The organism is Spirilliplanes yamanashiensis, assembly GCF_016863475.1.
Taxonomy (GTDB): Bacteria; Actinomycetota; Actinomycetes; order Mycobacteriales; family Micromonosporaceae; genus Spirilliplanes; species Spirilliplanes yamanashiensis.
In genome coordinates this window covers 1-8941 of sequence record NZ_BOOY01000048.1, presented here as the reverse complement: position 1 = coordinate 8941, position 8941 = coordinate 1, and the positions used below count along the sequence as shown (strand labels likewise).

The window sequence follows — 8941 nt, the reverse complement described above, 5'->3', positions numbered from 1 at the left end:
CCGAGGCGTCGTGTGCCGCGTGCACGGGCCGGCCGCGGAGCGGCGCCCCGGGCCGGTGGCGGCCTCCGGCTCCCACCTTCGCGCGGCGCCCACCGTCCGGGCAGGGCCGGCCGGCACGGAGTCCGGGGACCTGTGGCCCCTGCCGGCACGGCGGCACAGGGCATGTCCCAGGACGAACGGCTCCCGGGCCGACCGCGCGCCCCGCACGGCGGGGTCGGTCGACCCTGGTCCGGCGCGGCGCACCCGCCCACAGTGGAGGTGTGCCCGGCGACCGGGCCGGGCGGGCGTCCGCACGAATCGAGGAACCACCATGAACGCCTGGATCATCGCCGGCGCCGTGACCGGCGCCGCACTGCTGCTGCTCGTGTCGACGGTCCGGCTCGTCCAGCAGTACGAACGCGGCATCGTGTTCCGGTTCGGCCGCGTCGTCCCCCGGGTACGCGAACCCGGCCTGCGGCTGATCATCCCCCTCGCCGACCGCATGGTGAAGGTGACCATGCAGACCGTCGTCATGCCGGTGCCGGCGCAGGGCGCCATCACCCGCGACAACGTCACCCTCACCGTCGACGCCGTCGTCTACTACCGCGTCGTCGATCCGATCCGGGCCCTGGTCAACGTGCGCGACTACCCGCGCGCCGTCCTGCAGGTCGCGCAGACCGCCCTGCGTTCGGTGATCGGCCGCGCCGACCTCGACATCCTGCTCAGCGACCGGGAACGGATCAACAGCGAGCTCAAGTCCGTCATCGACGCCCCGACCGAGAAGCCGTGGGGCGTGCTCATCGAACGCGTCGAGGTCAAGGACGTCGCCCTGCCCGACTCGATGAAGCGCTGCATGTCCCGCCAGGCCGAGGCCGAACGGGAACGGCGCGCCCGCATCATCGCCGCCGACGGCGAGTACCAGGCGTCGCGGCGCCTCGCCGACGCGGCCCGCGCCATGGCGGGCACCCCCGGGGCGCTCCAGCTGCGGCTGCTGCAGACCGTCGTCGACGTGGCCGCCGAGAAGAACAGCACGCTCGTCATGCCGTTCCCCGTCGAGCTGCTGCGCTACTTCGACCGCACCGGCGGCAAGCCCGAGGCGGACGGCGCCGTGCCCGCCACGATCCTGCCGCACCGGCGGCCCGAACCGGTGGGGGGATGACGGTGAGCGCCGGCCCCGCCGGCTGTGGCGCTGCGGCGGTGAGCGGCCTGTGGACCGACCTGTACGAGCTGCGGATGGCCGCGTCGTACCGGGGCCGGGAGATGACCGCACCGGCCACGTTCAGCCTCTTCGCGCGCCGGCTGCCGGCCGACCGCGGGTTCCTCGTCGCCGCCGGGCTCGCCGACGCGCTCGACGTCCTCGAGCGCTACCGCCTGGACGACGACGAACTCGGCTACCTGCGGTCGGCCGGTGTGCTCGACGGGCGCGCCGCGGCCCTGCTGCGCGGCCTGCGGTTCACCGGCGACGTGTGGGCGGTGCCGGAGGGCCGGGTCGTGTTCGCCGACGAGCCGCTGCTGGAGGTCACCGCGCCGGTCGCCGAGGCGCAGCTGGTCGAGACCGCGCTGCTGAACGTCGTCACGTTCCAGACGGCGATAGCGACGAAGGCGGCGCGGTGCCGCCTCGCCGCCGGCGGGGCCCAGCTCGTCGACTTCGCGATGCGCCGCACCCACGGCCTGCCCGCCGCGATGAGCGTGGCCCGGGCCGCGGCCGTCGGCGGCTTCGACGCCACCAGCAACGTCGCCGCCGCGCGCCACTACGACCTGCGGCCGGTCGGCACCATGGCCCACTCGTACGTGCAGGCGTTCCGCGACGAGCGCGCGGCCTTCCACGCCTTCGTCGTGGACTGCCCGCAGAGCCCGGTGCTGCTGATCGACACCTACGACACCATCGCCGGCGCGCGGGCGGCGATCGAGGCGCTGTCCGCCCTGCAACCGCGGACGGGCGGCGGGGTACGCATCGACTCCGGGGATCTCGGGCGGCTCGCCACCCAGGTGCGGCGCATGCTCGACGCCGCGGGGCTGGGGCGGGTCCGCATCATGGTCAGCGGCGGGCTCGACGAGCACGGCATCGAGACGATGCGGGGCGCGCCGGTCGACGCGTTCGGTGTGGGCACCCGCATGGGGGTGTCGGCGGACGCGCCGTCGCTGGACAGCGCCTACAAGCTGGTGGAGTTCGCTGGACGCCCGGTCGGGAAGCTGTCGCCCGGCAAGGCGACGTGGCCGGGCGCGAAGCAGGTGTACCGCGCGGACGGCGCCGTGGACCTGCTGGCGTTGCGCGCCGAGCCGGCCCCGCCCGGGTACCGGCCGCTGCTCGAGCCGGTGATGCGCGGCGGGCGCGTGCTGTGCCCCGAGACCCCGGCGGCCGCCGTGCGGGCGGCCCGGGCCCGGCGCGCGGCCGACGTCGCCGCGCTGCCGCCGCAGGTCCGGCGGCTGTGCTCCCCCGCGGTGCCGGCGGCACGGCCCACCGCGGCGCTGACGGCCGCGCGGAACCGCTTCGTGGCGGCGCACTCGGTCCGGGCGGAGATCGCCGCCGGTGTGGCGGCCACACCACCACGGTGACGCCGCCTGTTCACCGGCCGGGTCCGGGCGCCCCCCGGAGCGCGGCCACGCCGAGCTCGCCGAGCAGCGCGCGGACGCGGCGCTCGAGGTCGTCGCGGATCGGACGCACGGCGGCGAGGTCGCGTCCGGCCGGGTCGTCGAGGTCCCAGTTCTCGTAGCGGGTGCCGGGGAACACGGGGCAGGCGTCGCCGCAGCCCATGGTCACCACGACGTCGATGCCCCGCTCAGCCATGGCGGCGACCGCGGAGGGGTTGACCTCCGTTCCGGGCTCGGCACCGCCGGACCAGGCCACCGCGGCGTCCCCGGCGAAGTGGGTGAAGAAGCCGATCGCCATCTGGGAGCGCCCGGCGTTGTGGTGCAGAGGAACAGCACCACGGGCTTGCCGTCGCTGTGGTGGCCCTCGACGCGGGCCAGGGCCTGCAGGCGCTGCCGGGCGAAGCGTTCGGCCAGCAGCGGCAGGAAGTGGGGGATGCTGCCGATGGTGGCGAACTGCTCGTAGCTGGAGTGCAGGAACCGCTCGACGGTCTCGCGGCCGTAGCTGCCGGCGAACTCGGCGGCCAGCCGGGTCGCGGCGGTGGTCAGAGCGAGCTGGTCATCCGGCATCTCCTCCGGGACGGCTCAGGCGACGCCGAACGGCAGGCCGCGGTTCGCGACCAGGCCGGTGTCGTCGAAGTCGTACGACAGGTGGCTGACGACCTCGACCACGCCGGGGATGTGCCGAGCCAGCCGGGCGGCCAGGGCGGCGGCCGAGCGCCGGTCGACGCGGCCGGCGAGGCTCACGACGCCGTCCAGCACGGAGACCCGGACCTGGCCCTCCTCGACCACCAGGATCCGCTCGAGGATCTCGTGCACCACGTCGGCGCGGATGTCGGCGTCCGGGCGCAGGTGGATCTTCAGCAGGTCGCTGCGCGAGACGATCCCGACCAACCGGCCCAGCTTGTCGACCACGGGCAGCCGCTTGACGTTCTGGGCGTTCATCAGCCGCGCGGCGCGGGCGCCGGGCGTGCCGGCCGGCACGGTCACCGCCGGGGTGGTCATCAGCTCCCGCGCGGTGCGGCCGTCGGCCTTGACCTGGTCGGCGCGGCGGTGCCGGCTGACGAACAGGCGCGGCGCACGGTCGTCCTCCGCATACTCGATCTTGCGCAGCAGATCCGCCTCGGAGACCACGCCGATCACACGGTTGCGGGCGTCCACCACGGGCAGGGCGCTCACCCGCTTGTCCACCAGCTCGTCGACCAGCGCCCGGTACGGCATGCGCGGAGTAGCCGTCACCACGTGGGTCGTCATCACGTCGTCCACGATCCAGGTCTTCATCGCGTCCCTCCTCGGAGCCCTCAGAACGGACCCTAGGCGCCTTCCGGGCCGCTCCGGCAGGGCCGAGCGTCACCCGTGCCGGGACCTCCGGTCCCGGGTGGCCGGCCACGGCGGGTACCGACCGGGCCGCCGGTCAGTCCCGGTCCAGCAGGTGCCGCACCTCGTCCACGTCGACGATCTGCGCGGCGGACAGCCGCGGCGCGGCCGGCGCGCCCGCGCCCGCGTCCGGCACGCCGATCCGCAGCACCATGACCGGCCAGCCCCGGTCCCCGGTCGACCGGCGCAGCGCCGCCCGGGTCACCGGCACCTCGACCACGGCGCTCAACGGCAGCACGGACACGCCGTGCCGGGTGGCGGTCAGCCACACCGCGGACAATGCCTCGCCCGCCCGCAGCCAGGCCTCCGGCTCGTCCTCCTCGACCGACAGCACCGCGTACCGGGCCGCCCGGTCGTGGCCGGGTCCGGACGGCAGCGTTCCGGGCCGGCCGAAGTCCCGCACCGGCACCGTGGTCTCCGGCTGAGCACCGGTCAGGGAGCGCTCGGCGACACCGAGGTCGTCCTGCCGGCCGGTCCAGTACGCGATCTCGTCCTGGACGGCCGGGTCGGCCCGCTCGATGTCCGCCGCCCGCGACGCCGCCGCGGCGAGGTCGTAGACCTGCTCCTGCGTCAGCAGGCCGAACGCGACACCGTGCGTCCCGGCGGCCGCCGCCAGCGCGGTCAGGGCGGCGGCCGGCGGCGGGCTGTCACTCACCGGCCGGCGGTCGGTGCGCCGCGTCTCCATGTCCCGCACCAGCCGCCCGGCCGCGGCGCCCGGCGGGTGGTGCGCGGTCGGCGTCAGCACCGCCAGCAGGTCCGGCTGACGCGGCCGGGGCAGCCGCTGCACCGTGCACTCCCAGCCGGTCGCGGTCAGCGCCGTCCGAGCGTGGTGCAGGGCCGTCCCGCAGCTGACCAGCAGCAGCCGGCCGTCCGGGTCGGAAGCGGGCAGCTGCCGTTCGCGCACCGCGTGCAGCTCCATCCGGTCGGCGAGCACCGTCCAGCGCCACGGCTGGGTGTTGTGCAGCGACGGGGCGTACCCCGCCAGGGCCGCCGCCCGGGCCAGCGCGGCAGCGGTCGCTCCCGTGCGCGTCGTCATCGCCGTCCACCCCTCGCTGAGCCTGCCTCCGCGGCCGGCAACGGTCCCGCTCCGCCCTGCACGGCGGGCACGCCGGCGCCCACCGGGGTGGGCGGCTCCGCAGGTGGCGGTGCCCATCTTGACGATGGTGGGTCTGCGGCTCACCGGCCGCCGTCCCGCGTTCCGCCCCTGCCGACTCGGAGTGCCTCCCGCACCGGTGGGCTACCTTCATCGTGCCGCGGCGCCCGGCGAGCCGGCAGGGCTGAAAGTCCCGGATCGGTCCCGCGTCAGCTGAGGACCGCCAGGACACCGCCGGCCACCACGACGAACGCCGCCGCGCCCACCGCCACCGACGGCGGGACGACCGGCAGCCCGCGGCTGTCCTGGTGCCGGACGGCGGACCGGCGGCGGCCGATCAGGACGGCCGCCGCGACGAGCAGCAGCCCGACGAGCAGCAGCACCAGCGCGACGGCCAGGACGCTGGGGAAGAACTGCACGACGATGGCCGGCAGCAGGTTGAGCGTCCCGACCGCCGCCACGGCCAGCAGGACCAGGTCACGCAACGCCACCGCGCCCGCCACCGCGGCCGCGAGCGTCACGAGCGCCAGGGCGGCGCCCCAGGGCTCGCCGACGAGCCCGGCGACGCCCGCCATGGCGGCGACCGCACCGAGGACGAGGCCGAACCGGGCCGGGCGCACCAGCGCGCCCCAGCCGAGGATCGCCCACGCCGACCCCACGGCCCACACCGCGACGCCGGCCGCCGTGCCGTTGCCGGGCAGCAGCGCCGCGCACGCGGCCGCCGCGACGATCACCAGAAGCAGGAAGGCCGCGTGCTGGACGGCATGCGGGCGCGCCGCCCACAACCCGCCCGCGACGGCCGCCGTGACGGCGGCGGCGAACGCGGTGACCGCGTCGCGCTGCCAGCCGAACCCGTCGGCCGCGAGCAGCGCCAGGAACCCCGTCAGGGCAACGCAGGCGGCCAGCCACAGCACCGCGCGCAGCCGGGCGCCGGATGCGCCGAGGCGGCGCGGCACGGCGGCGCCCGCGCCGCCCACCAGCAACGCCGCGGCGCCCACCAGGGCGAGCCGGGCGGCCAGGGTCAGGTCGGCCCAGAACCAGCCGGCCAGCAGGCCGAGGGCGGCGACGACGATCGCCCCGCCGAGGTAGCCCATCGCCTCGGCCACCAGGGGACGGGCCGGGACGCGACCGGGAGCGCGCAGGTCGGCGCGCATGCGCTCCGCCTGGTCGGCGGTGACGACACCGTCGGCGGCCCAGCGGTCGAGCAGCGCCGCGATGTCGCGGGTGGACCGGACAGTGGTGCTCATGCGCCCAGCATCGGCCCGGCCGCGCGGTGGCGGCAGGGCCGAAAGTCCGCAGGTGCGGGGCGGGCGGCGCCCGCCCCGCACCTCATGGGTGCATCGGCTCGATCAGGCGTGACTCGGGCCGGTCGGGTGGGCCCTGCCGGGCAGGAACCCGGCGTGGTCCATCAGCTCGACGACCCAGACGACGAGGATCGACCCCATGAACACCGCCAGCAGCACCTCCGCCGCGGCGGTCTCCGCCAGGGCCAGGGCCGTGAAGCCCAGCGCCAGCGCCAGCACCGCCACGCCGATCTCGACCTTGCCGGTCCGGTCGGCGGCATCGCCGCTGCGCATCACCAGGTACGCCGCGGTCCCCAGGATCAGGCCGACGGCGGACATGCCTCGCGGGTCCTTGACGAACGGCATGTCGCCGTCGATCAGGTACCCGACGTAGGGAATGCCGATCGCCACGACCAGGAGGGTCGCGACCAGGTCTCTCATCCGCAGTCTCATCGAACTCACCTCCCTCCCATACCGCCAGTCTTCGCCGGCGGCGGCCCTGCCGGCACCGGCGAAGGTCACCACCCGGGCGCCGGAAGTCACGACGTGGCGCCGTCGCCGTGCCGACGGCATCCCTTCCGAGCACCGCTGCGCCGCTCGCCGCGGCGTGACGGCGGACCGGCCCGGGAGTCTTCCGGGCCGGCCGGTGGAGCGGTCACCGCAGCGCCGCGCGGGCCGTCCTGACGTATGCCGCGCCGATGTCCTCGAGGAGACCGGCGTGCAGCGTCAACGCGGACTTCGCCCACGGGGGGCGGGTGATGGCGGCCGCTTCCTTCTCGAGGGCGACGACGTCAGCAACCCCCCGCTCGTACGCGTTGACCGCGATCCTGCCGATCTCCTTGCCGAGCGGCCGGTGCGGAGTGACGCTAGCCCCGGCGACGGCGGCGCCGTCAGGGCCGATGGTCCTCACCCGTGGACTGTCGGCCCTGACGGTGCGGACGCGCGGCGCGCACAGTGGACTGAGAGACGTGTCGGACCTGCACAGGAGGTGCGTGATGTCCGACCAGCCCACCCTGGTCCTGCCCGTCGGTGGCGACGGGCCGGGGCCGGCCCCGAGAACTCCGAACCCCTGGCGGGCGGCACTCATCGCCGTGCTGGTCACCCTCGCGCTGGCCGTCCCGGCCGCGATCATCCTGGTGCTGCGCGGCGGCGACGGCGCCGACCCGGTGACGCCACCACTGGCCGCCCCGGCGAGCCCGGCGCCGAGCGCGCCACCGAGCACGCCCCCGGACGCGTCGCCGACGCCGGCGCCCGCCGCACCCGACGGTCGCATCGCCCTGGGCACCCTGCAGAACAGCACCCTTGTCATTCCGCCGTGGCCGGCCGACAACCTGCGCGGCCCCTCCGGGCCCCTGCGCTTCCGCGACGGCGTGGTGACCGTGCCGCCGCACGAGGTGCGCACCGGCGAGGCGCCGTACGGCGCGCACGTCGTCCTCTGGTCCGCCACCTACGGCGACGTCGACCACGACGGGCGGGCCGAGACGATCGCCCCCGTCGAGTGCCTCATCGAGGGTGGCAGCATCCAGCTCGTCGCGTTCGACCGCGACTCCGACGGCCGGATCATCACGCTCGGCACCGTCGTGTCGACCACCGGCGAGGTCCGCGACATCGATACGACCGGAGTCCGGGTCGGCGGCACCGGCACCGTGACCGTGCGGGTTGCCGACTACCAGGGCTGCTGCGGCGACACCACGCCGACGCGCTGGCAGACGCGCCGCTACCGGTGGACCGGCGGCCGGTTCACCCAGGCCGGCGGCCCGACCGCGATGCCGGCGAACCCGGCCGTGACGCAGACCCGGCTCACGACCGGCGACCTCGTGCTGGGCCCGGTGAGCGCCGGGTACCGCACGGGCACGCTCGCCGTGACCCTCCGGCACGGGTTCGGCGCACGGCCGGACCGGGTGCGGCTGGCGTTCTCCGTCGACCGCCTGGAACCGATCGGCACGGCATGGCCCGCCACCACGGTCCGCGGTGACGGCACGGTGACGATCACCGTCAAGGCGCCGCCGTCACGCGGCACGGTGACCTACCGGTACGCGTTCCGCCACCCGATCGGCGCCACGGCGAGCAGCATGGTCGTCGAGGCCGAGCCGCTGTCGGCGCGCGGAGCCCCGCTCAGCGAGGTGATGGGGTGGGACAACGCGGCGGAGGCCCGCATCCGCACGGTGAACTGACGCGGTCCCGCACGGCTCAGTCGGGCACCCGCACGGGGCGGCCGACGTCCGCGGCGGCGAGCCGTTCCATCGCGGCGCGGTAGGCGTCGGCGGTCAGCCGGCCGGCGAGAAGCTCGGCCGCCAGGCCGGACTCGCCGGCCGGTACGGGTGCGGGTACGGCGCCGAGGCACGGGACGAACCCGATGAGCGGCCCGGAGACGGGAACCGGGACGACCTCGTCGATGTGCCGCCAGCCCCACCAGAGCAGCACTCCGCCCGCGGTCAGAACGGCGATCAGTCCGACGGCCCACCACATGACGCCCACCACCTCTCGACCCGTCCCATGGTCGGCCGGCGCGCCGCGGACCGGTCAGAGGCCGACGGCCCCGATGGACGGGCCGGTCGACCCGCCCGTCGGGGCTCGGGTCACCGGCCCGGGTCCACCGTGACGGGCCGGTGTGACTTTA

The 8941-nt window shown here is 75.9% G+C and carries 11 protein-coding genes; 3 read left to right on the top strand and 8 right to left on the bottom strand.

Annotation, left to right across the window (positions count from 1 at the left end; all coding sequences use genetic code 11):
• Positions 1–310: 310 nt before the first annotated feature.
• Positions 311–1138, top strand: a complete 828-nt coding sequence (locus Sya03_RS30595) for an SPFH domain-containing protein (RefSeq protein ID WP_203941940.1) — start codon at positions 311–313, stop codon at positions 1136–1138.
• Between the two features lie 38 nt (positions 1139–1176).
• Positions 1177–2535, top strand: coding sequence for a nicotinate phosphoribosyltransferase (locus Sya03_RS30590; protein ID WP_203941939.1), 1359 nt, complete (start codon positions 1177–1179; stop codon positions 2533–2535).
• Positions 2536–2545: 10 nt separating this feature from the next.
• Here Sya03_RS30590 and Sya03_RS30585 read toward each other — a convergent pair whose 3' ends face one another.
• The 7 genes from Sya03_RS30585 to Sya03_RS30560 all read right to left on the bottom strand — a co-directional run bounded on the left by Sya03_RS30585 (position 2546) and on the right by Sya03_RS30560 (position 7231).
• Entirely contained in the window at positions 2546–2767 is a 222-nt protein-coding gene (locus tag Sya03_RS30585; RefSeq protein WP_239107978.1) for a low molecular weight phosphatase family protein, read from the bottom strand.
• Positions 2737–3138, bottom strand: a complete 402-nt coding sequence (locus tag Sya03_RS31445) for a three-helix bundle dimerization domain-containing protein (protein WP_239107977.1) — start codon at positions 3136–3138, stop codon at positions 2737–2739. The genes Sya03_RS30585 and Sya03_RS31445 overlap by 31 nt, the downstream gene beginning before the upstream one ends.
• 15 nt (positions 3139–3153) lie before the next feature.
• Positions 3154–3849 carry a CBS domain-containing protein gene (locus Sya03_RS30580; protein WP_203941937.1) on the bottom strand — a complete coding sequence of 232 codons (696 nt, stop codon included), beginning with the start codon at positions 3847–3849 and terminating at the stop codon, positions 3154–3156.
• A 133-nt stretch (positions 3850–3982) separates the two neighbouring features.
• Complete coding sequence (locus Sya03_RS30575) at positions 3983–4981, bottom strand: Acg family FMN-binding oxidoreductase (protein WP_239107976.1); 999 nt, start codon at positions 4979–4981, stop codon at positions 3983–3985.
• A 266-nt stretch (positions 4982–5247) separates the two neighbouring features.
• Positions 5248–6285, bottom strand: coding sequence for a DUF2157 domain-containing protein (locus Sya03_RS30570; RefSeq protein WP_203941936.1), 1038 nt, complete (start codon positions 6283–6285; stop codon positions 5248–5250).
• A 102-nt stretch (positions 6286–6387) separates the two neighbouring features.
• Complete coding sequence (locus Sya03_RS30565; protein ID WP_203941935.1) at positions 6388–6762, bottom strand: hypothetical protein; 375 nt, start codon at positions 6760–6762, stop codon at positions 6388–6390.
• A 214-nt stretch (positions 6763–6976) separates the two neighbouring features.
• On the bottom strand, positions 6977–7231 hold the full coding sequence (locus Sya03_RS30560; protein WP_203941934.1) for a hypothetical protein: 255 nt from the start codon (positions 7229–7231) through the stop codon (positions 6977–6979).
• Positions 7232–7316: 85 nt separating this feature from the next.
• On the opposite strand from Sya03_RS30560, the gene Sya03_RS30555 reads away from it, so the two are divergent.
• Positions 7317–8495 carry a hypothetical protein gene (locus Sya03_RS30555; protein ID WP_203941933.1) on the top strand — a complete coding sequence of 393 codons (1179 nt, stop codon included), beginning with the start codon at positions 7317–7319 and terminating at the stop codon, positions 8493–8495.
• A gap of 16 nt (positions 8496–8511) precedes the next feature.
• Here Sya03_RS30555 and Sya03_RS30550 read toward each other — a convergent pair whose 3' ends face one another.
• Positions 8512–8790: a hypothetical protein gene (locus tag Sya03_RS30550; RefSeq protein WP_203941932.1), complete on the bottom strand. Its 279-nt coding sequence runs from the start codon at positions 8788–8790 to the stop codon at positions 8512–8514.
• Positions 8791–8941: the final 151 nt, after the last annotated feature.